General features: G+C 59.1%; 18 protein-coding genes. 5 read left to right on the top strand and 13 right to left on the bottom strand.

Annotation, left to right across the window (positions count from 1 at the left end; all coding sequences use genetic code 11):
* Position 1: 1 nt before the first annotated feature.
* The 5 genes from K0F85_RS20880 to mnmG all read right to left on the bottom strand — a co-directional run bounded on the left by K0F85_RS20880 (position 2) and on the right by mnmG (position 5108).
* Positions 2–370: an ATP synthase subunit I gene (locus K0F85_RS20880; protein WP_096232948.1), complete on the bottom strand. Its 369-nt coding sequence runs from the start codon at positions 368–370 to the stop codon at positions 2–4.
* A gap of 270 nt (positions 371–640) precedes the next feature.
* Positions 641–1525: a ParB/RepB/Spo0J family partition protein gene (locus K0F85_RS20875; protein WP_219117857.1), complete on the bottom strand. Its 885-nt coding sequence runs from the start codon at positions 1523–1525 to the stop codon at positions 641–643.
* Positions 1526–1590: 65 nt separating this feature from the next.
* Entirely contained in the window at positions 1591–2361 is a 771-nt protein-coding gene (locus K0F85_RS20870; protein ID WP_034752687.1) for a ParA family protein, read from the bottom strand.
* A gap of 168 nt (positions 2362–2529) precedes the next feature.
* A complete protein-coding gene (rsmG, locus tag K0F85_RS20865; protein WP_219117856.1) occupies positions 2530–3174 on the bottom strand; it encodes a 16S rRNA (guanine(527)-N(7))-methyltransferase RsmG in 645 nt (214 codons plus the stop codon).
* The gene (gene mnmG, locus K0F85_RS20860; protein WP_219117855.1) at positions 3171–5108 is read right to left on the bottom strand and encodes a tRNA uridine-5-carboxymethylaminomethyl(34) synthesis enzyme MnmG; all 1938 of its coding nucleotides are present in this window, start codon (positions 5106–5108) and stop codon (positions 3171–3173) included. Before mnmG ends, rsmG begins: the two co-directional genes overlap by 4 nt.
* A gap of 315 nt (positions 5109–5423) precedes the next feature.
* On the opposite strand from mnmG, the gene sugE reads away from it, so the two are divergent.
* The 3 genes from sugE to K0F85_RS20845 all read left to right on the top strand — a co-directional run bounded on the left by sugE (position 5424) and on the right by K0F85_RS20845 (position 7875).
* A complete protein-coding gene (sugE, locus tag K0F85_RS20855) occupies positions 5424–5744 on the top strand; it encodes a quaternary ammonium compound efflux SMR transporter SugE (RefSeq protein WP_219117854.1) in 321 nt (106 codons plus the stop codon).
* A 137-nt stretch (positions 5745–5881) separates the two neighbouring features.
* Positions 5882–7039 carry an iron-containing alcohol dehydrogenase gene (locus K0F85_RS20850; RefSeq protein ID WP_219117853.1) on the top strand — a complete coding sequence of 386 codons (1158 nt, stop codon included), beginning with the start codon at positions 5882–5884 and terminating at the stop codon, positions 7037–7039.
* A gap of 44 nt (positions 7040–7083) precedes the next feature.
* Positions 7084–7875, top strand: coding sequence for an EAL domain-containing protein (locus K0F85_RS20845; RefSeq protein WP_219117852.1), 792 nt, complete (start codon positions 7084–7086; stop codon positions 7873–7875).
* A gap of 46 nt (positions 7876–7921) precedes the next feature.
* On the opposite strand, the gene K0F85_RS20840 is transcribed toward K0F85_RS20845, so the two are convergent.
* The 7 genes from K0F85_RS20840 to K0F85_RS20810 all read right to left on the bottom strand — a co-directional run bounded on the left by K0F85_RS20840 (position 7922) and on the right by K0F85_RS20810 (position 16662).
* Entirely contained in the window at positions 7922–9988 is a 2067-nt protein-coding gene (locus K0F85_RS20840) for a D-(-)-3-hydroxybutyrate oligomer hydrolase (RefSeq protein ID WP_219117851.1), read from the bottom strand.
* A 76-nt stretch (positions 9989–10064) separates the two neighbouring features.
* A complete protein-coding gene (locus tag K0F85_RS20835; RefSeq protein ID WP_219117850.1) occupies positions 10065–11045 on the bottom strand; it encodes a branched-chain amino acid ABC transporter permease in 981 nt (326 codons plus the stop codon).
* 31 nt (positions 11046–11076) lie between these two features.
* Positions 11077–11961 carry a branched-chain amino acid ABC transporter permease gene (locus K0F85_RS20830; protein ID WP_219117849.1) on the bottom strand — a complete coding sequence of 295 codons (885 nt, stop codon included), beginning with the start codon at positions 11959–11961 and terminating at the stop codon, positions 11077–11079.
* A gap of 164 nt (positions 11962–12125) precedes the next feature.
* Positions 12126–13334, bottom strand: coding sequence for an ABC transporter substrate-binding protein (locus K0F85_RS20825; RefSeq protein WP_219117848.1), 1209 nt, complete (start codon positions 13332–13334; stop codon positions 12126–12128).
* A 70-nt stretch (positions 13335–13404) separates the two neighbouring features.
* Positions 13405–14133, bottom strand: coding sequence for an ABC transporter ATP-binding protein (locus K0F85_RS20820; protein WP_219117847.1), 729 nt, complete (start codon positions 14131–14133; stop codon positions 13405–13407).
* Positions 14133–14903 (bottom strand): ABC transporter ATP-binding protein, encoded by a 771-nt coding sequence (locus tag K0F85_RS20815; protein WP_219117846.1) that lies wholly within the window; start codon positions 14901–14903, stop codon positions 14133–14135. Before K0F85_RS20815 ends, K0F85_RS20820 begins: the two co-directional genes overlap by 1 nt.
* A 133-nt stretch (positions 14904–15036) precedes the next feature.
* On the bottom strand, positions 15037–16662 hold the full coding sequence (locus K0F85_RS20810) for a GMC family oxidoreductase (protein ID WP_219117845.1): 1626 nt from the start codon (positions 16660–16662) through the stop codon (positions 15037–15039).
* A 1452-nt stretch (positions 16663–18114) separates the two neighbouring features.
* Here K0F85_RS20810 and K0F85_RS20805 point away from each other — a divergent pair.
* The gene (locus K0F85_RS20805; RefSeq protein WP_257572937.1) at positions 18115–18891 is read left to right on the top strand and encodes a 5'-methylthioadenosine/adenosylhomocysteine nucleosidase; all 777 of its coding nucleotides are present in this window, start codon (positions 18115–18117) and stop codon (positions 18889–18891) included.
* A gap of 73 nt (positions 18892–18964) precedes the next feature.
* Here K0F85_RS20805 and putA read toward each other — a convergent pair whose 3' ends face one another.
* Positions 18965–22618: a trifunctional transcriptional regulator/proline dehydrogenase/L-glutamate gamma-semialdehyde dehydrogenase gene (gene putA, locus K0F85_RS20800; protein WP_219117844.1), complete on the bottom strand. Its 3654-nt coding sequence runs from the start codon at positions 22616–22618 to the stop codon at positions 18965–18967.
* A gap of 207 nt (positions 22619–22825) precedes the next feature.
* Here putA and K0F85_RS20795 point away from each other — a divergent pair, with 207 nt between their 5' ends.
* Complete coding sequence (locus K0F85_RS20795; protein WP_010393827.1) at positions 22826–23281, top strand: Lrp/AsnC ligand binding domain-containing protein; 456 nt, start codon at positions 22826–22828, stop codon at positions 23279–23281.
* Positions 23282–23457: the final 176 nt, after the last annotated feature.

Below are 23457 nucleotides of genomic sequence, written 5' to 3'. Positions count from 1 at the left end.
ATTAAACAGCGAGCAATGAAAACCAGTATGCTAAGGTTGCCACCGCGAAACCCAAGATCAGCCATAACCAGGCGGCCGACTGAAACAACACCAGTGCCAATATAAACAGCACCGCTGTAATAAATATTTTCACCATTTCCGCACGCAAGTGCGCGCGAAAAGCCTTTTTGGCGTCGCTACTACCGCGAACCACCAGCAAGGCATACGCCAGACTGCCGGCGACGGCGATCGCACCGCCGCATGCGGCGGACCAGCCTCTGACACTACCACCGAAAAACAGGGTGACTGTGGCAAAGCTGATCACGATTGCTAGCTGCAAGGCAACTACTTTGTAGACGGGTTTGGCAATACTTTGTTGTGAATCACTCAATTGCCAGGTTCCCAGAAAAATCTACACACGCAAAGACACGGGATTATAGTTGGCTTTGATCTATAGAGTCAAACGTTGCTGCACCGCAGCAGGGCGATTGCGGCGTGAAACTGACGCTTTACCGACTATTCGCCGCCATTTGCACCACTATATGGCAAAGTCGCTTGTCTGGCCGCTTCCAGCCGTGTTATCAAGGAATCACGTGGTGCATCTGGAAAGCATGGCCAGCTTGTCCACACGAGCATCGCCCCTGTCTTTGCAACTTGCTATTTAACCACGCAAGCGTGTCAACAAGCCATCGAGCACGTCAAGATCGGCAAAATCGATCACTAATTGGCCACGGCCTTTGTTGCCCATCTTGAACACCACGGGCGTGGCCAGCGCATCGGACAACTCTTCTTCCAGGCGGGCGATGTCGCCGGACTTTTCCTTTTGCCGCGGCTCGACCGGGTTGGCCGCTTCCTCGACCGTGCGGGTGACGAGCTTTTCCGTTTCGCGCACCGACAAGCGCTTGGCCACGACCTGGTTGGCCAGGGTGATCTGGCTGGCCGCATCGACGGCCAGCAGCGCGCGCGCATGGCCCATGTCGATATCGCCGGCCATCAGCATGGTTTGCACGGGGCTGGCCAGGTTCATCAGGCGCAGCAGGTTCGACACGGCGCTGCGCGAGCGTCCCAGCGCAGTGGCCGCTTGCTCATGCGTAAAATTGAAGTCCGCGATCAGGCGGTGGATGCCCTGCGCTTCTTCCAGCGGGTTGAGGTCTTCGCGCTGGATGTTCTCGATCAGTGCCATGGCGGCGGCGGCCAGGTCGTCCACGTCGCGCACCAGCACCGGCACTTCCGTCAGGCCGGCCAGTTGCGAAGCGCGGAAACGGCGTTCACCGGCGATGATTTCATATTTGACCAGTCCGCTCAGGGTATCTTGCCCGATCGGACGCACCAGGATAGGCTGCATCAGTCCTTGCGCCTTGATCGAGGCGGCTAGTTCATTCAAGGCCCCCTCGTCCATGCGCGTACGCGGCTGGTATTTGCCGGCTTGCATTTGTGAAACGGGCAAGTTCGACGGTTGATGCGTGTCCGGGCTGGCAAAGTCGCCGCCGCCACCCAACAGGGCGTCGAGTCCGCGACCCAGTCCTTTTAATTTTTTCGTAGCCATGCTGTCCTAATCGTGTTTTCAGAGTAAGCGCTCACATCATTCCTTGGGAGTCGCTCACCCTTTGTTTACATATGTTTGATACGTTCGACCATCTCGGCGCCGAAGGCGATGTAGGCCTGGGCACCTTTCGAGCTGGGGTCGAAGGTCACGCCGGGCAAGCCGTACGATGGCGCTTCGGCCAGGCGCACATTGCGTGGGATGATGGTATTGAAGACCTTGTCGCCGAAGTGCTGCTCCAGCTGGGCCGACACTTGTTGCGATAATGTCATGCGTGGATCAAACATCACGCGCAACAGGCCAATGATCTTCAAGTCCGGGTTCAGGTTGGCGTGCACCTTCTTGATGGTGTTGACCAGGTCGGACAAGCCTTCCAGCGCGTAGTACTCGCATTGCATCGGGATGATCACGCCATGCGCGGCGCACAGGCCGTTCAGTGTCAGCATCGACAATGCCGGTGGGCAATCTACGAGGATGAAGTCGTATTCGCCGTCGACTTCGGCCAGCGCATCCTTCAGGCGGCGTTCGCGGTTGTCGAGCTCGACCATCTCCACTTCGGCGCCGGCCAGCTCGCGGTTCGACGGCAAGACATCGAAGCGTCCCGCTTCCGAGCGCTGGCGTGCCGTTTTGACATCGGACTCGCCCAGCATCACTTCATAGGTCGACGCTTTCAAGCCGGCCTTGTTGATGCCGGCACCCATGGTCGCATTGCCCTGCGGGTCGAGGTCGACCAGCAGCACGCGCTGGTTCAACTTGGCCAGACCGGCGGAGAGGTTGACGCTCGTTGTGGTTTTACCAACACCACCTTTTTGATTTGCTACACAAAAAATTTTGGCCATGTATCTTCTAGTTGTAAAGAGATGCAAACTGCATCGTGCGCCCCGGCATCAGGCCGAAACGATTTATACTGTTTATTTCATTTATACGATATAAATCGTTTATACGGTTTATATCGTTTATACCGTATAAACTATTTATATGATTTATACAATTTAATTTGACAGCCTTTAAACTCTTGCTATAAAGACCAGATGACGCTCTGCATTTAGCCCTGGTACCTGAATAGCCCGTAATTTCGTCACTTTCCAGTCTGCCGGCAGTCGCTCGCGCTCGTCTGGCGGCGCCACCCCTTTCAAGGCGATGAATTGACCGCCCTCGGCCAGCACGTGGTTCGACCAGTTGACGAAGTCGGACAGGTCGGCAAAGGCGCGCGAGGTGATCACGTCGAATTTCTGTTGCACTTCCAGCTGTTCCACCCGTTTCGTGTACACGCTGACGTTGGCCAGGCCCAGTTCGGCCTTCACTTGCGTCAGGAATGCCGTCTTTTTATGCACTGTGTCGATCATCGACACCTTGATATCGGGCCGCGCGATGGCCAATACCATGCCCGGCAAGCCGCCACCGGCGCCCACGTCGAGCACGTTTTTGGCGTCCGCGAACGCGGGCACGGCGGCCAGCGAATCGAGCACGTGCAGGGTCAGCATCTGCAGGGGATCGCGCACCGACGTCAGGTTGTACACGCTGTTCCATTTGGCCAGCAAGGCCAGGTAATCGAGCAGTTTTTCCGTCTGATCCGCACTCAGATCCAGCCCCAGCGCGACGATGCCTTCATTCAAAATCTGGGCAAGTAGCGCCCGGTCAAACTGCTTCATTCAACAACCTCATCCTTTAAAGTGGTAGTCTGCGCGGCACCAAAACCACGCTTTTTCAAATGCACGAGCAGCAGCGAAATGGCCGCCGGCGTCACGCCGGAAATGCGCGAAGCCTGGCCCAGGGTTTCCGGGCGCTGCTTGTCGAGTTTCTGTCGCACTTCGACGGACAGCGCGCCGATATCGAGGTAATTAAAACCTTCCGGCAAGGCCAGGTTTTCGTAGTGTTCGTGGCGCTCGATTTCCTTGCTCTGGCGTTCGATGTAGCCCGCATATTTGAGCTGGATTTCCACCTGCTCGCGCACGGCCGCATCCTCCACGCCGGGGCCGGCCAGGGCCTGGCCTTCCATGCCCGTCATGCTCATCAGGGTGTCGTAGGCCACGTTCGGACGGCGCAGCAAGTCGGCCAGCGAATACTCGCGCTCGATGGCCTGGCCGACGATGCGCTCCGACTCGGCCGCTGCCAGGATACGCGGGTTGACCCACGTGGAACGCAGGCGTTCGAGTTCGCGCGCCACCGCTTCGCGCTTGGTTTCGAAGGCTTGCCATTGGGCGTCGCCCACGCAGCCCAGGCTGCGGCCGATTTCCGTCAGGCGCATGTCGGCATTGTCTTCGCGCAGGCTCAAACGGTACTCGGCGCGGCTGGTAAACATGCGGTACGGCTCCTGCACGCCCTGGGTGATCAGATCATCGACCAACACGCCCAGATAGGCCTCGGAGCGGCCCGGCACCCAGGCTTCCTTGTCCTGCGTCAGCAGGGCCGCATTCAGGCCAGCCAGCATGCCTTGCGCGGCCGCTTCCTCGTAACCGGTAGTGCCGTTGATCTGGCCGGCGAAGAACAGGCCCGCCACGGCTTTCGTTTCCAGCGAGGCCTTCAAACCGCGCGGGTCGAAATAATCGTATTCGATGGCATAGCCGGGGCGCAGGATGTGGGCGTTTTCCATGCCCTTCATCGACTGCACCAGGGCGATCTGCACGTCGAACGGCAAGCTGGTGGAGATGCCGTTCGGATAGAACTCGTGCGTCGTCAAGCCTTCCGGCTCAAGGAAGATCTGGTGCGATTCCTTGCCCGAGAAACGGTGGATCTTGTCTTCGATGGATGGACAATACCGTGGGCCCACGCCCTCGATCACGCCCGTGTACATGGGGCTGCGGTCGAGGCCGGCGCGGATGATGTCGTGCGTCTGGCTATTCGTGTGCGTGATCCAGCACGGCACCTGGCGCGGGTGCATGGCCGTGTTGCCCATCACCGAGAACACGGGCACGGGATCGAGGTCGCCCGGCTGCTCTTGCATCACGGAAAAGTCGATCGTGCGACCATCGATGCGTGGCGGCGTGCCCGTTTTCAAGCGCCCTTGCGGCAGCTTTAATTCCTTTAACCGTGCGGACAGCGAGATCGCGGGCGGGTCGCCGGCGCGGCCGGCCGAGTAATTATTCAAGCCCACGTGGATCTTGCCGTCGAGGAAAGTACCGGCCGTGAGCACGACGGCGCGCGCCAGGAACTTCAAGCCGATCTGCGTCACGGCGCCAACCACGCGGTCGCCTTCGACGATCAAATCATCGACGGCTTGCTGGAACAGCCATAAATTCGGCTGGTTTTCCAGGCGCGTACGGATAGCGGCTTTATAGAGAATGCGGTCGGCCTGGGCGCGCGTGGCGCGGACTGCCGGGCCTTTCGAAGAGTTCAGGATGCGAAACTGGATGCCGGACTCGTCGGTGGCAATCGCCATCGCGCCGCCCATGGCATCGACCTCCTTGACCAGGTGGCCTTTGCCGATGCCACCGATGGAGGGATTGCACGACATCTGGCCCAATGTCTCAATATTATGCGTGAGCAATAGCGTCTTCTGCCCCATACGGGCGGAAGCGAGGGCCGCCTCGGTACCGGCGTGACCACCACCGACAACGATGACGTCGAATTCTGTAGGAAATAACATGATAAATAGGTAACAGTGCAAGTAAAAATGCGGGAGAGAGCTCCGATTATAGAGTCTTTTTGCGAGCGCAACCTTCCACGGGCCAATTTTTGCTTAATTTTTACTCAGCAGTGGCAAGGAAGCCGTGATTTCTGTTCCACGTGGAACACTTACCGGGCTGGCGACGGGGCTGCAGCGCCGGGCAAGGTTTGCTACAATTGCTGCATCGTCCGCGACCGTGGTCACGCCAGTGTCCATCGGGACGATCATCCAGGAGGACGGCCTCCCCCATCATGGGCACACACCGGGACGGCCCGCTCTGTATAAGGAGCCGCCATGGCCTGGATACTGTTACTGATTGCCGGCATGCTTGAAGTCGTGTGGGCATACGCAATGAAACTCTCCGAGGGTTTCACCAAACTCACTCCCTCCGTGATGACCATCGTCATGATGATCGCCAGCTTCGGCTTGCTGTCGATCGCCATGCGCACCCTGCCCCTGGGCACGGCCTATACCGTCTGGACGGGCATCGGCGCCGTCGGCGCTTTCATCGTCGGCATCGTCTTGCTGGGCGAGCAACTCAACACCATGCGCGTGTGCGCCGCCGTCCTCATCGTGTGCGGCATCGTGTTGATGAAGCTGTCGTCCAGCCACTGAGAGGACTGTCCATAGTCATCGAACACGATCATCCTGTCCGCCTTTTGATCCTGACACGCCAACTGTTCCACGTGAAACAGGCACGCAGTTGGAAAGCGGAGTAAGCTGGGCTTACGTCCTTCCTGTCAGGAGTATGCATGCCCGCCTTCCAGTTTCACACCGTGCCGTTCCTGATCGTTGACCCGGGCGCCGCCGCCCAACTAGGCGCGCATATCGCCCGTCACTTCCCTACGGTGCGCCGCGCTCTGCTCGTCACCGACGCAGGCTTCTTGCGCACAGGACTGGCCGACGCCCCCCTGCACAGCTTGCAAGCAGCGGGGATAGAAGCGCACGTGTTTTCCGACGTGCAAGCGGATCCACCCGAAGCCATCGTGGTGGCCGGCGTAGCCCAGGCCCAGATGTTTCACGTGGAACTGATTATCGGCCTCGGTGGCGGCAGCTCGCTGGACGTTGCCAAGCTGATCGCCGTGCTAGCCCCAGGCCACCAGGAACTGGCGCAACTGTATGGCATCGGCAATGTCCACGGCCAGCGCCTGCCCCTCGTGCAATTGCCGACCACGGCCGGCACGGGCTCGGAAGTCACCCACATCGCCATCGTCACCACGGGCGCCACCAGCAAGATGGGCGTGGTCGCGCCGCAACTGTATGCGGACCTTGCCATCCTCGACGCCAGCCTGACCCTGGGCTTGCCACCCGCCGTGACGGCCGCCACCGGCATCGATGCCATGGTGCATGCGATCGAAGCGTATACCAGCCGCCTGCTCAAAAATCCCTTGTCCGACATGCTGGCCACGCAGGCGCTGGCACTGCTCTCCAGCAACCTGGTTACCGCTTGCCGCGATGGCAGCAATTTGCCGGCGCGACAAGCCATGCTCCTGGGCGCCATGCTGGCCGGCCAGGCGTTTGCCAATGCGCCGGTGGCCGCCGTGCACGCGCTCGCCTATCCCATCGGTGGGCTGTTTCACGTGCCACATGGCTTGTCGAATGCGCTGGTGCTACCGCACGTGCTACGTTTCAATCTGTCCCACGCGGCGCCCCTGTACGCGCAATTGGCCGCCATCTTGCAACCCGGCATCACGGGCAGCGAGGAAGCGCGCGCCGTGGCCCTGATCGACGCCATGCAGGGGATTGCCTTGGCAACGGGCATCGTGCGCACCTTGCGCGAGGTCGGCATCACGGCCAACGACCTGGACCGCCTGGCCGATGAAGCCATGCTGCAGACGCGCTTGCTGGGCAACAATCCCCGGCCCGTCACGCGCAGCGATGCGCGCGCCATCTATGCTGCCGCACTGTGAGCCAGCAGACTGAGCCCGCCAACCCGCCCTACTACAATGCCACCATGACACCTACAGACATCCCCATTCATCCTGACAGCACCAGTTTTCCACATGGTGCCTGTGCAGGCTGCCATGACAGCGCGCCGCTGCCATTTTCCTTCGAGTATGCCTATCAACCCATCGTCGACCTGGCCACGCGCAGCATCTACGCGCACGAGGCGCTGGTGCGCGGGCCCAACGGCGAAAGCGCGGCCAGCGTGCTGGCCCAAGTCAATGACGCCAACCGCTACCGCTTCGACCAGGCTTGCCGCGTCAAGGCCGTGGCCGGCGCCGCCCGGCTGGGCATGCAGGGTTTTCTCTCGATCAACTTCCTGCCCAACGCCGTCTACCGTCCCGAAGTGTGCATCCGCAGCACCCTGGACGCGGCCAAGTTGTATAACTTCCCTACTGACAAAATCATCTTTGAAGTGACGGAAGGCGAGCGGGTGCAGGACCGTCCCCATCTGGTCGAGATTTTTCGTGCCTACCGGCTCTTCGGATTCCAGACAGCCATCGATGATTTCGGCGCCGGCTATGCGGGCTTGAACCTGCTGGCAGAATACCAGCCCGACATCATCAAGATCGACATGGACCTGGTGCGCGGGATCGATACGCAAGCGCCACGCCAGGCAATCGTGCGGGCCATCGCCAGCCTGTGCCATGAGCTGGGTATCCGCGTGCTGGCCGAAGGCATCGAGACACGCGCCGAGCGCGACTTCCTGGCCAGCTGCGGTATTTCCCTGATGCAGGGCTACTGGTTTTCCAAGCCTGTCTTCCAGGGACTGGGCTACATCGCCGATACTGCGTGGGAATAGAAAAAGGCCACGTGAAACGTGGCCCTGGCTTGCCTGCCGATCCCCTCTAGTTGGGAATATCCACCACCGTTCCCGTCACGCTGATGGCGTTGCCGGACGCGGGCGCCGCAGCGATCAAGGGCAGGTTGACATTCGTGATCAAGGTAGACGCATCGGCGCGCGTCACCGTACGCACCACCTGCGATGGCGGCAAAGCCTGTTGGGCTGACAAATGCGCATACATGGCATCGAGCGCCCGGTTCAAGTACACATGTAGCGACACGATCAAGGTCGGCAAGGCGCTGCTGAAGGAATCGAAGTGGTTGGCATTGCTCACCTCAATATAGCGCAGCTTGCTATTTGCCCCTTCCACGGCGGCGTTCAAGCCCAGGTAGGCGCGCGAAGCATGATTGACGGGAATCAGGGTATCGCTGCGTCCCTGGACGATGATAGCCGGCTTGCCATGCAGTTTGCCGCTAGCTGCGACCTCGGCCATGCCTGCCCGCACGCGCACGCTTTGCATGGCCAGGCTGCCCGGCAAGGTGGCGCCGCTGACAGTGTCGCGTCCCGTCGCCAGGCTGCGCAGACACAGGAAGCCATCGAGCGACTGATCCGCCAGGCTGCTGGAAGGCGACACGCCGGCCGTGTAGACCCTGGCGCCACCCACGCTGTTCTCGTACACGACATTGCCGAGGATGCCGTTTTGCGTGGCAAAGCTGGCCGCCTTTTGCGCTGAGGTGTACGGGATCGGATTGCCGCCGCCGTCCGTCTGCGCAAACGTGAAACCGCACACCTTGTCTGTCACGGAGAATTTTCCGTAGGCATAGGCATACGTCACGGCCACCAGGATGTTCGTGCCCGCGTGCGCTGCCTGCAACGGATCAGAATCGACCAGCCAGCCATACGCGCGCAAGCGCTGCCTCGCGTCCGCCTGCTGCGCCGCCAGATCGGCGCCGTTCAACAAGCCCTTGGCCACCAGCGCCGTGCAACGTCCCGCATTGCCTGCCACGGAAGCGATGCATGGCTGATACAGGGCCGCATACGTGGCGTAGTCAAACAGCGCACGCCCAGGATTGGCAACGACGGCACCGCCCTGGCGCACGCTGTAGGCGCTCGAAGCGGCCGGTTGGACCTGCGGCTCGCTGGCCGCCACGCCGCTGATCAAGCCCTTGCTATCCTGTTCCGCCGCCAGCAAGGCCGAGCCGGCGCCGTTGGAAATGCTCGCCGCCAGCGTGAAGGTGTTCTTCGGCGTCAGGCGCACGATGCGCGCACTGCCGTCGCGGGCCAGCACGCCGTAGCGTTCGTTCAAGACGTAATAGGCCATCTCGACCGCCTGCAAGGTCACCTTGCCCCAGTCCTTCTCCGGATTCTGCTGCGAGTGCGCATGCTTGAAGGCGATACGGTTCGGGTTGACGCCAGCCCAGGCCAGCCGCTCGGCATCGCTCAAGTCCGGCGCGAAGAGCGCATTCTTGCCTGCGGCCACCCTGCCCGCGCGCACGCCGTTTTGCAGATTGACGCTGTCGTCTTCAAACACGTACAGGCCTGTGCCGGAACCCTTGTCGGCATACGCCACGGCGCAGCCCTTCTTCAAGCCCCATTCGCCCGAGCTGCCGATGGCGCCGTAGATGCCGCGCGAACCGCTGGAGGTGCCCGTGACGATACAGGCGCGGTCCGGGTCGAAGCTGGCCGGCACCTGCACCATCAAGGTGACATTCTTCTTGCCCGTGCCATCATCGGCATAGGCGATATATTCACTGCCCGCGACCATGCCCTCGCCCGTGCCCACGTTCCCGGACGCATCCACATTCGGTCCGTAAAGGGTGCCGTAGCCGCTATTGGCGGCAATGTCGAGCACGGCGCGGTAATTGGCGTAGATCGCATTGCGGCGCAGCTCGACAGGCGTCGGCTGCTCCACGTTCGCATACGCAGGCGCCGCCCCGGCCAGCCCCGTCTTGCCCAGCCCGGCCGTCAGCAAATCATTCGTCTTGCCGTCATAGTCGGCGCGCGTGATGGTGCCCAGGTAAGCGGGCATCTGGTTCAGTTCTTCCGGCGCATGGTTGCTGCCGCAGGCTGCCAACGCCAGCAAGGTGCACAGGCCCATGCCAGTGCCCGCACGAATGATCGTCATTTGCATGGTGGTACTCTCCGTTGAAGTAACAGTAGACGCACAATGAAAAACGCCGGACTGTCCGTCCGGCGTTGCTTGAAAATCAGACAGCAGCCTTGGCCGCCCTGCCGCCGAAGCGCGCGATGGCTTCGCCGACGATGCCGCGCCGGAACAGCAAGACGCAGATCACAAAGATCACGCCGGTGACCATGCCCACCGATTCGCCCAGGGTGCCGAACCATTCGATGCCCGTGTGCGTGGCAAGATAAGTGCCAACATCACCCAGCTTGTTCTCCAGCGCGATGATCAGCACGGCGCCGAGAATGGGGCCAGCCATGGTGCCCATGCCGCCCACCAAGGTCATCAGCACGACCAGACCGGACATGCCCCAGTACACATCGGTCAAGGTTTCAAAGCCCAGCACCAGCGTCTTGGTGGCACCGGCCAGCGCAGCCAGCGAAGCGGACAGCACGATGGCCATCAGCTTGTACTTGTTGACGTCGTAACCGAGCGAGATGGCGCGTGGTTCGTTTTCCTTGATGGCTTTGAGCACTTGTCCGAACGGCGAGTGGATGGTGCGCATGATCAAGGCGAAGCCGGCAATGAAGATGGCCAACACGACGTAATACAGCACGGTGTCATTGCCCAGGTCTATCGTGCCCAGCAAGGTTCCACGTGGAACACCCTGCAAACCATCCTCGCCGCCCGTAAATGGCAGGCGCAAGGCAAGGAAGTACACCATCTGCGCCAGCGCCAGGGTGATCATCGTAAAGTAAATGCCCTGGCGGCGTATCGCCAGGCTACCGATCACGAGGCCCAGCAAAGCACCCGCGACGACGCCGGCCAGCAAGCCCAATTCCGTCGGCCAGCCCCAGGTGCGCAGCGCATACCCGGTGACATAGCCGGCCCCGCCAAAGAAAGCGGCATGGCCAAACGACAGCAAGCCCGTATAACCGATCAACAAGTTAAAGGCGCAGGCAAACAGGGCAAAGCACAGCAACTTCATCAGGAAGACGGGATAGCCGTAAAACGGGGCAGCCAAGGCCAGCAGCAAGGCAATGGCGTAACCTACATTCTTATTCATCGTGGTAGCTCCAATACATGACTGATGAGGATTACTTTTCTTTACCGAACAGGCCGGCAGGACGCAGCAGCAACACGATGACCATCACCACGAAGACCACGGTGGCCGAGCCTTCCGGGTAGAACACGCGGGTCAGGCCCTCGATCACGCCCAGTCCCAGGCCCGTCAGGATGGAACCCATGATGGAGCCCATGCCACCGATCACCACCACGGCAAACACGACGATGATCAGGTTCGAGCCCATCAGCGGCGAAACCTGGATGATGGGTGCCGCCAGCACGCCGGCGAAACCGGCCAGTGCCACGCCGAAGCCGAACGTCAACGTCACCATCAGCGGCACGTTGATGCCGAACGCTTCCACCAGTTTCGGGTTTTCCGTGCCGGCACGCAGGTACGCGCCCAACTTGGTTTTTTCGATGACGAACCAGGTGGCCAGGCATACGGAGAGCGAGGCGATCACGACCCAGGCGCGGTAGTTCGGCAAGATCATGAAGCCCAGGTCCGTCGCGCCGGACAGCGCTTCAGGCACGGCATACGGCTGGCCCGACACGCCATAGAAGGAGCGAAACACGCCTTCCATGATCAGCGTGATGCCAAAGGTCAACAGCAAGCCATACAGGTGGTCGAGTTTATATAGCCAGCGCAGCATGGTTTTTTCGATCAGGATGCCGACCAGGCCGACGAGGATCGGGGCGATGATCAGCATGGCCCAGTAATTGATGTCGAAATAACTGAGGCCCATCCAGGCCAGGAAGGCGCCCATCATGTACATGGCGCCGTGCGAGAAATTAATAACGTTGAGCAAGCCGAAGATAACGGCCAGACCGAGGGACAACATGGCATAGAACGAGCCGTTGACGAGACCCAACAGCAGTTGGCTCATCATCGCTTGTATTGGAACGCCGAAAATTTCCATGGCATCACAGTATAAAAAGCACCGCCGGGTAGCGGTGTGGTATCAAGGGAAACACACCACCGCAGACCAGGGTGGTGCGGCGGCGCAAGGCGAACCCTGCGAGCGAAGCGTGCAGGACAGCATGCCCGCGCGGCGGCTGGCATGCTGTGGATATTTCTACTGCCTTACTTCCACAACGAACACTTCGATTCAGCCTTGGTCACATATGCTTGCGCACCGGGCACGGTGGCGACCACCTTGTAGTAATCCCATGGGTATTTCGACTCCGAAGGCTTCTTCACCTCCATCAAATACATATCGTGCACCATGCGGCCATCGGGACGCACTTCGCCATTCTGGGTAAACATGTCGTTGATCTTGGTCTTCTTCAGATAGGCCATGACCTTCTCGCTGTCATCCGTCCCCAGCGCCTTGACGGCTTTCAGGTAGGTCGCCGCAGCCGAGTAATCGGCCGCCTGCAGCATCGACGGCTCTTTCTTCATCTTGGCGAAATAGCGTTTCGACCAGGCGCGCGTCTCCGCATTCAAGTCCCAGTACCAGCCATCGGTCAGGTACATGCCTTGCGTCAGATTCAAGCCCAGCGAGTGAATGTCGTTGATGAAGATCAGCAAGCCGGCCAGCTTCATCGATTTCGTCAAGCCAAACTCGTTGGCTGCCTTGATGCTGTTGATGGCGTCGCCGCCGGCATTGGCCAGGCCGAGGATTTGCGGCTTGGCTGCCTGCGCCTGCAGCAGGAAGGAAGAGAAATCCGAGGCGCCCAGCGGATGCTTGACGCTGCCCAGCACCTTGCCGCCAGCCGCCTTGACGACCTCGGCCGTGTCTTTCTCCAGCGAATGGCCAAACGCATAGTCGGCCGTCATGAAATACCAGCTCTTGCCGCCCTGCTTGACGATGGTGCCGCCCGTACCGCGCGCCAATGCCACCGTGTCATAGGCGTAATGCACTGTGTAAGGCGTGCATTCTTCATTCGTCAGGCGCGAGGAACCGGCGCCAATGGCGATGAAGACTTTCTTCTTTTCCGCCGCGACCTTGGCCATGGCCAGGCTGGCGCCGGAATTGGTGCCGCCGATCAGCATGTCGACGCCTTGCTGGTCGAACCATTCACGCGCCTTCGAGGCAGCGATGTCCGCCTTGTTTTGGTGGTCGGCAGAAATGAATTCCACCTTCTTGCCGGCCAATACCACGCCGGCATCGGCGATCGCCATCTTGATGGCTTCCGCGCCACCGAGACCGTCGACGTCGGAATACACGCCCGACATATCGGAAATAAAACCGATCTTGATGGTGTCGCCCGATACCTGGGCGTGCGCGGCAGCAGAAAAGCCCAATGCGCAAAGTGTGGCGGTGGCAATGGCGATAGCGTTACGTTTCATAGTGTCTCCGTTGGGATTATTGTTTGCTATTTAAACGATTGCTCGACGACGATATGGAACTACATGGGCATTACACGCCAAGCAGCTCGGTCAATACCGGCATCTTGGCTTCCAGTTCGGATGCAGCAAAAGTCTCGACGATCTGACCGTGCTCCATCACATAAAACCGGTCCGCCAGCGGTGCAGCAAACCGGAAATTCTGTTCCACCATGACAATGGTGTAACCCTTCGCTTTCAGGGTAGTGATCATGCGCGCCAGCCCTTGCACGATGACGGGCGCCAGGCCTTCGGATATTTCATCGAGCAGCAACAGGCGCGCGCCCGTGCGCAGGATGCGCGCCACGGCCAGCATCTGCTGTTCCCCGCCCGACAGGCGCGTGCCCTGGCTATGCCGGCGTTCCTGCAAGTTCGGGAACATGGCGTAGATTTCCTCCACCGACATGCCTTTCTCGCCATTGGCCAGGGTCGGCGGCAGCAGCAGGTTTTCTTCGGTCGACAGCGATGAAAAAATGCCGCGCTCTTCGGGACAATAACCGATGCCCAGATGGGCGATTTTGTGCGTGGGCAAACCTATTGCTTCGGTGCCATTGACTTTGATCGAGCCCGTGCGCGCGCCCGTCAGCCCCATGATGGCGCGCAAGGTGGTGCTACGGCCGGCGCCGTTGCGGCCCAGCAAAGTCACCACTTCGCCCTGCTCCACTTTCAGATTGACGTCGTGCAAGATGTGCGATTCGCCATACCAGGTGTGCAGTTGCGTAATTTCCAGCGCGGGTGCGCTGCCATTCACTTGTATCGTCATCAATGCGCCCCTTCCAGCTCGGCCTGGGTGGTGCCCATGTACGCCTCCATCACTTGCGGATTGCGCGACACTTCCGCATAACTGCCTTCAGCCAGCATGGCGCCACGCTGCAGGACGGAAATCTTGTCGCAGATACCGGAAACCACGCTCATATTGTGTTCCACCATCAGGATGGTGCGGCCGGCCGACACCTTTTTGATCAGTTCCGTCACGCGGTGCACGTCTTCGTGGCCCATGCCTTGCGTCGGTTCGTCGAGCAGCATCATTTCCGGCTCCATCGCCAGGGTGGTGGCAATTTCCAGCGCCCGCTTGCGCCCGTAGGGCATGTCAACCGTGATGGTGTCGGCAAATTCCGCCAGGTCGACTTCGGCCAGCAAGGCCATGGCGCGGTCATTGAGCTGATTCAAGGCACGTTCGCTTTGCCAGAAGTGGAACGAGGTGCCGAGCTGTCGCTGCAAGCCGATGCGTACATTTTGCAGCACGGACAAATGCGGGAAGACGGCGGAAATCTGGAAGGAACGGATCACGCCCATGCGCGCGATCTGCGCCGGTTTGGCGGCCGTAATATCTTTCCCATTGAACAGGATCTGCCCCGAAGTGGGGACCAGGAATTTGGTGAGCAAGTTAAAACACGTGGTCTTGCCGGCGCCGTTAGGACCGATCAAGGCGTGGATATGGCCCCGCTCTACCTTCAGGTTCACCTCGCTCACTGCAGTGAAACCCTTGAATTCCTTGGTCAAATTTCTTGTTTCCAAGATGACGTTTGACATCGTGTCTCCTAGTTGTACTTTTTGTACTACTTAGTCATTTTTATAATACACAACTTAAATTTAACGCACAATACAGTATAACTACGGGGAATTTCCGCCAGCCCGACTGGCGCAAACTGGTGCCTTTCACCACTCATTTCCAGGCTGCATGTATCATTTGCGCCGCTTTTTCAGCGATCATCACGGTGGGTGAGTTCGTATTACCAGAAGTAATGTAGGGCATGATGGAGGCATCGACGACGCGCAAGCCCGCTACGCCGATCACGCGCAACTGGCTGTCGACCACGCTCGAGGCATCGCTGGCCACGCCCATGCGGCAGGTGCCCACCGGGTGAAAAATCGTGGTGCCGATCTGGCTGGCCGCCTGCGCCAGTTCTTCCTCGCTCTGGAATTGCACGCCGGGCTTGTATTCCTGCGGCGCAAATTTTTTCAAGGCCGGCGCGGCGGCGATGGACCGCGTCAGGCGCAAGGCGTCGGCCGCCACGGCGCGGTCTTGCTGCGTACTCAGGTAATTGGGCACGATCTTCGGCGCCGCGTAGCTGTCGGCCGATGCGATATGCACATGGCCGCGCGAGGTGGGACGCAGATTGCAGACGCTGGCCGTAAACGCGGGAAACGCGTGCAAGGGCTCACCAAATTTGTCGAGCGACAACGGCTGCACATGGTATTGCAGATTCGGCGTGGCTTGCTGCGCATCGGACTTGGCGAACGCCCCCAACTGCGACGGCGCCATCGACATGGGCCCGCTCTGGAACAACGCATATTGCAAGCCGATCTGCATCTTGCCCAGCATATTGCCTGCCATGACATTCAGGGTTTTCACTCCCTGCACTTTGAAGACCATGCGCAGCTGCAAATGGTCTTGCAAGTTGCCGCCCACGCCAGCGGCGTCCACAAGGGGAACGATGCCATGCTGCTGCAGCAAGGCGGCGGGGCCGATGCCGGACAATTGCAGCAATTGCGGCGAACCGATGGCACCGGCCGTCAGCAAGGTTTCCCGCCGGGCTGTCGCCTGCCACTGCGTGCCGCCGCCCGTAAACACGATGCCCGCGCAGCGCACTCCTGTTTCTGTCGTTTCCAGCAGCAGACGTTCCACGTGGCAGCCCGTCATGATGGTCAGATTCGGGCGGCGCGACGCCGGTTTCAAAAACGCTTTCGAGGTATTCCAGCGGATGCCGCGACGCTGATTGACGTCAAAATACGCGCTGCCGCTATTGTCGCCCCCATTGAAATCGCTGGTTTTCGGGATGCCGACCTGCTGCGCAGCATCGCGAAAGGCGTTCAAAATATCCCACGACAGCCGCTGTTTCTCCACGCGCCACTCGCCACCCACGCCATGGTTTTCCGAGGCGCCGCCGTAATAATCCTCGCTTTGTTTAAATAGCGGCAAGACTTTGTCCCAGCGCCACGAAGCGTCGTCCGTCAAGTCGGCCCAATGGTCGTAATCGCCGGCCTGGCCCCGCATATAGATCATGCCGTTGATGGAAGAGCTGCCGCCCAGGACTTTACCGCGCGGATACATCAGGCTGCGCCCGCCCAGTCCCGCGTCCGCCTGCGTGGAATACAGCCAATCCGTGCGGGGATTGCCGATGCAATGCAGATAGCCGACGGGGATGTGAATCCACACGTAATCGTCCTTGCCGCCCGCTTCCACGAGTAAAACGTTGGCATCCTTGTCGCGTGTGAGCCGGTTGGCCAGCACGCAACCTGCCGTGCCGCCGCCCACGATGATGTAGTCGTATTCGCCTGCCGATTCCAATGAAGCTCCTTTCGGTATGCCATCAAGCTGTCGCGCGGCGTGTCTCCTCGCCGCGTGCCGCTACCAGAGTCTGTCTTTCTTCATGCATGCATGGCTGCTGAGCCGTATTGAGATTACCACCAGTGCCGGGCCAGGGCGACATTAATCGTGGCCAGCAATGCGGGCAAGTGGGATGACAGGGTAAAAGAACGAAAATACGGGGCTGCGCGCTGTGGATAACCGTATGGATATCCACAGGGACGATATGTGTGTAAACGAAAAAATTTTTCGGCGACATTTTTTTGTCCAGAAACCGTCCCGGGCAGATACAAGCCTTACTCAGCGCTTATCCGCACGCCAAGCGATTGTTTACAAGGATAAATCAGCACTTATCCACAGAAGATGTCACCGTTAACTACTATTACTATTCTTGTATACATACTTATTAAGGTAAACCCGACAACGCTCGCTTTGCCTGCCCTTCGCCGTCAGCGTCCTTCGCAAGCGTCACCTCAGAAAATACGAGCAAGCACCTGTCAAAAAAAAACCTAGCCAACAACTGAACGACGAAAACCGGCGCGGCCGGCATCACGCGCACAGCACTGCCAAACCGTTTGGCAAAATGGAAACGTCAACAGACCTGGACGAGCGCTGGACAAGCAGCTAGTTCGATATGAAAAAGAGGGGAAGTTTGCTTCGATTGTGGATAAGTCACTTGATATCCACAGGATGACTTGTGAGTAAACACAAAGTTATGCGCAGGCCCGCATTTTATACAATTTTGCTCCTCGCGCAATACAGCGATTATGCACGTTTTATTTTGCACGTAAACGTATGATCCTGTTGAAAAAAAGCGACTTATCCACAGAAAAATTCGCGTTTACTATTACTACTATTTTTATATATAGATCTATTGTAAACCGATAAAAAACGCGGAAGTCCGGGGATATTTCCAAAAAGCGCCCATGCAACGTCAAAGCCAACGGCGACATCGCGACCCACTGCCAAACCGTCTGCCAGGAATCACCTCGATGCCAGCGTGTGCGAAAGAACAACATTTGTGGTCGCTCAAGTTTGATTGCCAGACAAGGATCCCTGCATGCGAACCACGTCAAACATGCCACGACAGCAAGAAAACCCGTGATTTTTGCTTGGCCGTGTGGATAAGTGCCTGCATATCCACAGGATGAGATGTGGGAAAAGTCACTCTTTGTCCACAGCTCAATTTTTATCCCAAACAAGTCCTCCGTAGATACAATGCTTGTGCGCCTACTTTTTTGTGCACTAAGTCGATGATTTTTCAATGGTATACCGACTTATCCACAAAAAAATGGCCGTTTACTATCACTACTATTTTTATGTATACATCTTTATTTAAAACACAGAAACAAACGCGAACGGTGGAAAAGTCGTCGAACTAGCTGTTTTCACCGTATAAACCGTATTGCAATCCCAAAAACCTGTAAAAACAGCATGAATTCATACAAAAAAATGCGTTTAGGCATCATCAGTGCCTTGCATGAAGAACAGCAGGGGCTGGTAGAAGCCATGCAAGGCCCCCAGAGGCGTTCGCACGGTATGCGCGACTACACCCTGGGGACCCTGTGGAATATCGACGCTGTGTGCGTCCTGTCGCGTCTGGGCAAGGTTGCCGCTGCCATGACAGCATCTATCCTTGTGGAAAAGTACGGAGTTACCCACATCGTCTTCACCGGCGTGGCCGGCAGTGGGGATAAACACGTGAAAGTGGGCGATATTGTGGTGGCCGAATCACTGCTGCAGCACGATATGGATGCCCGTCCTCTGTTTCCCCGCTTCGAAGTGCCTTTGACGGGACTGCAGCGCTTTGCCACGGATCTGGAATTGAGCACGCAACTGGCCGCTGCCGCGGAAGATTTCCTGCGTGACGATGTTTCCAGCGTGCTGAAGGCGGCCGATATCGTGGAATTTGGCTTGCAGCACGCGCAAGTTCACCGTGGCCTGATCGCCAGCGGCGACCAGTTCATCAGCAGCGCCGCGCATGTGACGCAGCTGAAAGCCGATATCCCCGACTTGCTGGCGGTTGAAATGGAAGGCGCCGCCGTGGCACAAGTGTGTTTTGAACTGGGCGTGCCGTTTACTGTCATGCGTACCATTTCCGATAACGCCAACGAAGAGGCCGCCGTCGACTTCATGCGCTTCGTGCAGACCGTCGCCTCGCCGTACGCGTTTACGGTGATTCAGCAGCTATGCCAGCGTCTGGCTGCTTGATTTTTAATCAAGCGCGCATAAAAAAGGCAGAACCACTGGTTCTGCCCTTCCTCATTCACTGCCTGCTTAAAATTTAGACACTTAACATCATTAAACTGGCGTTGCCGCCCGCTGCCGTCGTATTCACGCACAGCGCCCGCTCAGCGACCAGGCGCCACAGGGGGATGACACCCTCCTGCGTGGTGGCGATGGTGCCCACCAGCGCCCCTTCCCGTGCCGCCAGCAGCACTTTGAGCCGGCCATCGAGACTCGGCTCGATCATGGCGATCTGGAAATCATGCTTGACCGACTCCAGGCTGCTGACAACCTGGATGCGGTCCTTCAGCGCGGCCGGCAAGTCGCCCGGGATCAACTCCGGCGATTGCGCCAGCACCAGGGCCTGGTTTCCTGTGGCCAGGACTGCTGCCAGCTGGTTCATCAAGGTTCCGGAGGTGGCCGCCGCGCACAGAATCGTGCCCCGTGCGGCAAAGCTCAGGGTATTGCGCTCGCCTGTCGGGCCTGGCAAGACGGTAGTGCTGCCCAGCAACGTCGTGCGCGCGTATTCTTGCGCCAGCTGCTCGACCTTGTCGTGGCCATGCATCTTTGCCCACACAGTCAGCGCGTCAAGCGCCGGCGGCGCCTGGCGCTGGTGCTGTGCGCCGGCCGGCGCATTGCGCTGCAGGCGCTTCAGGTACAGGGGCCCGCCTGCTTTGGGGCCGGTCCCCGACTTGCCTTCGCCGCCGAACGGCTGCACGCCGACGACGGCGCCGACGATGTTGCGGTTCACATAAATATTGCCCACATGCGCGCGCTTGGTGATGAAATCGATGGTTTCATCGATGCGCGTATGGATGCCCAGGGTCAAGCCATAACCGCTGTCGTTGATCGATTGCACCAGTTGCGGCAGTTCGGAGCGCTTGTAGCGGATCACGTGCAGCACGGGACCGAAGACTTCCTGCGTCAATTGCGCCAGCGACTTGATTTCCAGCACGGTCGGGGCGACAAACGTGCCTTTGACGGTAGGCAAATCGAGCGAATAATGGTCGATGGCCACGGTTTTCATCTTGTTGATGTGCGCCAGCAGCTTGCTTTGCGCTTCCGCATCGATGACGGGACCGATATCGGTCGCCAGGCGGTCAGGATTGCCAACGCGCAGCTCCTGCATGGCGCCTTTCAGCATGTGGATGGTCTTGTCGGCGATTTCCGTTTGCAGGAACAGCACGCGCAAGGCCGAGCAGCGCTGGCCAGCGCTATCGAAAGCGGACGACATCACGTCCTGCACCACTTGCTCCGGCAGGGCGGACGAATCGACGATCAGGGCATTCTGGCCACCCGTTTCAGCGATCAGGGGAAGGTCGATGCCTTCGGCCACGGCACGCGCGGCCAGGTTGCGGTTGATCAATTGCGCCACTTCCGTCGAACCCGTGAAAATCACGCCTTTCACACGCGCGTCATTGCACAGGCCGGCGCCAACGATCTCTCCGCTGCCGGGCAAAAATTGCAGCGCGCCGCGCGGCACGCCCGCTGCATGCAGCAATTGCACGGCGCGGTGGGCGATCAGCGGCGTTTGCTCGGCCGGTTTGGCCAGTACCACGTTGCCTGCCGCCAGGGCGGCGGCCAGTTGGCCCGTAAAGATGGCCAGCGGGAAGTTCCACGGGCTGATGCAGGTGACGGGACCGAGCGCCAGGGTGTTCGGCGCATGTTCCACCTGCGCCGCGTAATAGCGCAGGAAGTCGACGGCTTCGCGGATTTCAGCGATCGCGTTCGGCAGGGACTTGCCCGCTTCGCGCACGGCCAGGGCCATCAGCTCGATATGATGTTCTTCAAACAGGTCGGCCGCGCGCAATAAGGCTTGTGCGCGAACCGCCGGCTCTGTTGTTTGCCAGTCCATGGCGTAGGCACTGGCGCTGGCCAGCGCCGTTTCCACGTCGGCCGGACCGGCTTCCATGACCTTGCCCACGACATCGTCGTGCTGGGCCGGATTGTGCAACATGTGCGTGGGGCCATTCAGGCTGACGGCGCCATCGATCAGCGGCGCCGCCTGCCATGACTGCTGCTGCGCCAGGCCGCTGGCCAGGGCGCGCAAGGTGTCTTCATTCGACAGGTCCAGGCCGGCCGAGTTCTTGCGTTCGCTGCCAAACATGTCCAGCGGCAGCGCGATAGCCGGGTGCGGCAAGCCGCCCTGCAGGCGCGCCTGCTCCAGGGGATCGCGGATCAGGCTATCGATGGCCACGCTTTCGTCGACGATCTGGTTGACGAAGGACGAGTTGGCGCCGTTTTCCAGCAGGCGGCGCACCAGGTAGGCCAGCAGGGTTTCATGCGAGCCGACGGGTGCGTAGATGCGGCACGGCTTATCCAGGTTATCGGGCCCGACGACCTGGTCGTACAGGGTTTCGCCCATGCCGTGCAGGCACTGGAATTCGTAGTCGATAATACCGTCGCGTTTTGCCCAGGTATAGATGGTCGACAGGGTTTGCGCGTTGTGCGTGGCAAATTGCGGATAGATCAGGCTGCTGGCAGCCAGCAGTTTTTGCGCACACACGAGGTAAGAGACGTCCGTGTAGACCTTGCGCGTGTAGACGGGATAGCCTTCCTGGCCATCGACTTGCGCGCGTTTGACTTCGGCATCCCAATACGCCCCTTTCACCAGGCGCACCATGAACTTGCGTCCGCTGCGATGCGCCAGGTCGATCAGGAAATCGATGGCGTAAGGGCAGCGTTTTTGATACGCCTGCACCACGTAGCCGATGCCGTCGAAGCCGGCCAGGTCCGCATCGAACGCCAGTGCTTCCATCAAGTCCAGCGACAGTTCCAGGCGGTCCGTTTCTTCCGCATCGATGTTGAAGCCGATGTTGTACTGTTTCGCCAGCAGCAGCAGCGCTTTGACTTTCGGCAGCAATTCTTCCATGACGCGGGCGCGCTGGGCGCGGCTGTAGCGCGCGTGCAGGGCCGACAGTTTCACGGAAATGCCGGGGCCGTTGCGGATGCCGCGACCATCCGACGCCTTGCCGATGGCATGGATCGCCGTTTCGTACGAGGCGTAATAGTTGGCCGCGTCCTGCTGCGTCAGGGCCGCCTCGCCCAGCATGTCGTACGAGTAACGGTAGCCGCGCGTTTCATTCTCGCGGCTGTTCTTCAACGCTTCCTCGATGGTCTGGCCCGTCACGAACTGGTTGCCCAACATCCGCATGGCCAGATCGACGCCCTTGCGTATCAGCGGTTCGCCGCCTTTGGCGATGAGTTTTGTCATGGCCGAACCGAGGCCAGATTCGCTGCTGGTACTGACCAGTTTGCCCGTAATCAGCAAGCCCCAGGTGGCGGCATTGACGAACAGCGACGGCGATTCGCCCAGATGCTTTTTCCAGTCGCCCTTGCTGATTTTGTCGGCGATCAAACGGTCGGCCGTTTGACTGTCGGGTATACGCAACAGCGCTTCAGCCAGACACATCAATGCAACACCCTCTTCCGACGACAGCGAGAACTCGTGCATCAGTGCATCGACGCCGGAGGCGCGTGTGCGTTTTTGGCGCACATTCGATACCAGTCGGTGCGCCAGCGCTTGCCCTTCGGCCGTCGTTTCGGTGCTGCTGGGGCGGACTTGTTGCAACAGCCACTGCACCGCAGAAACCTCATCGCGCCTATAGGCGGCGGTGATGGCGGCGCGCTGTGGTGTTGCTTCGGGCAGGATTTCTGCCTGCAATGCAGCAAAAGGAATCGGGGTAAAAGCCGAGGGGCCTGCAGGGTGCATAAGTGCTCTTTACAAGGAAAAAGGGGACGAAAACTGACGTAATTCTTGCTCTTTTTTGGTGCAAAAAAATACAGAAAGTCGGACGTTAAGATGATTCGATTGTAAAGGGGATTCTTATGGATTAATTCTGGTAATACAGGGGGCTAGCAATAGATAGTTTTTGATGCGACAATTTAACCAAATAATATTAATTTGGGGGTGATGGTAATGCTGGACAAGATCAGTAAGAAAATCTTGATGGAATTGCAGAGCGATGGACGCATCAGCAATGTGGAGCTGGCCGCGCGCGTGAACTTGTCGCCGGCCGCCTGTCTGGAGCGCGTGCGAAAGTTGCACGAATCGGGCTACATCATGGGCTATACGGCCCAGTTGAACCCGCAACTGCTCGACGTGTCGCTGCTGGTATTCATCGAAGTCGTGCTCGATCGCACGACGCCGGAAGTGTTCGACGCCTTCAAGCATAGCGTACAAATCATTCCAGAGGTACTGGAATGTCATATGGTGGCCGGCGGCTTCGATTACCTGGTCAAGGCACGCGTCAAGGACATGGCAGCCTACCGCGAATTCCTGGGCAAGACCCTGCTGCAAAAAGGTGTGCGGGAAACCCACACTTATGCCGTCATGGAAGAGGTCAAAAACACCACTAAATTGCCCATTAAGTGAGCTCGGTGTAGCCAACCCACTTTTCTGATTGAGCTATCGGAACAAATGTTGTAGGGTAGAACTACACACTGCTACCCGGTAGCCGCCTGAAACGCCGCGCAGACGTTACGTTCAGGGTGCAAGGTGGGCAATCGTGCCCACCCGCATACGGTTACGCCACGTCCCTGCTTGGACGT

The sequence above is a fragment of the Janthinobacterium sp. UMAB-56 genome (genome assembly GCF_900095265.1).
Taxonomy (GTDB): Bacteria; Pseudomonadota; Gammaproteobacteria; order Burkholderiales; family Burkholderiaceae_D; genus Janthinobacterium.
The sequence above is the reverse complement of the archived record's forward strand: the minus strand, read 5'-3'. Positions and strand labels throughout refer to the sequence as shown.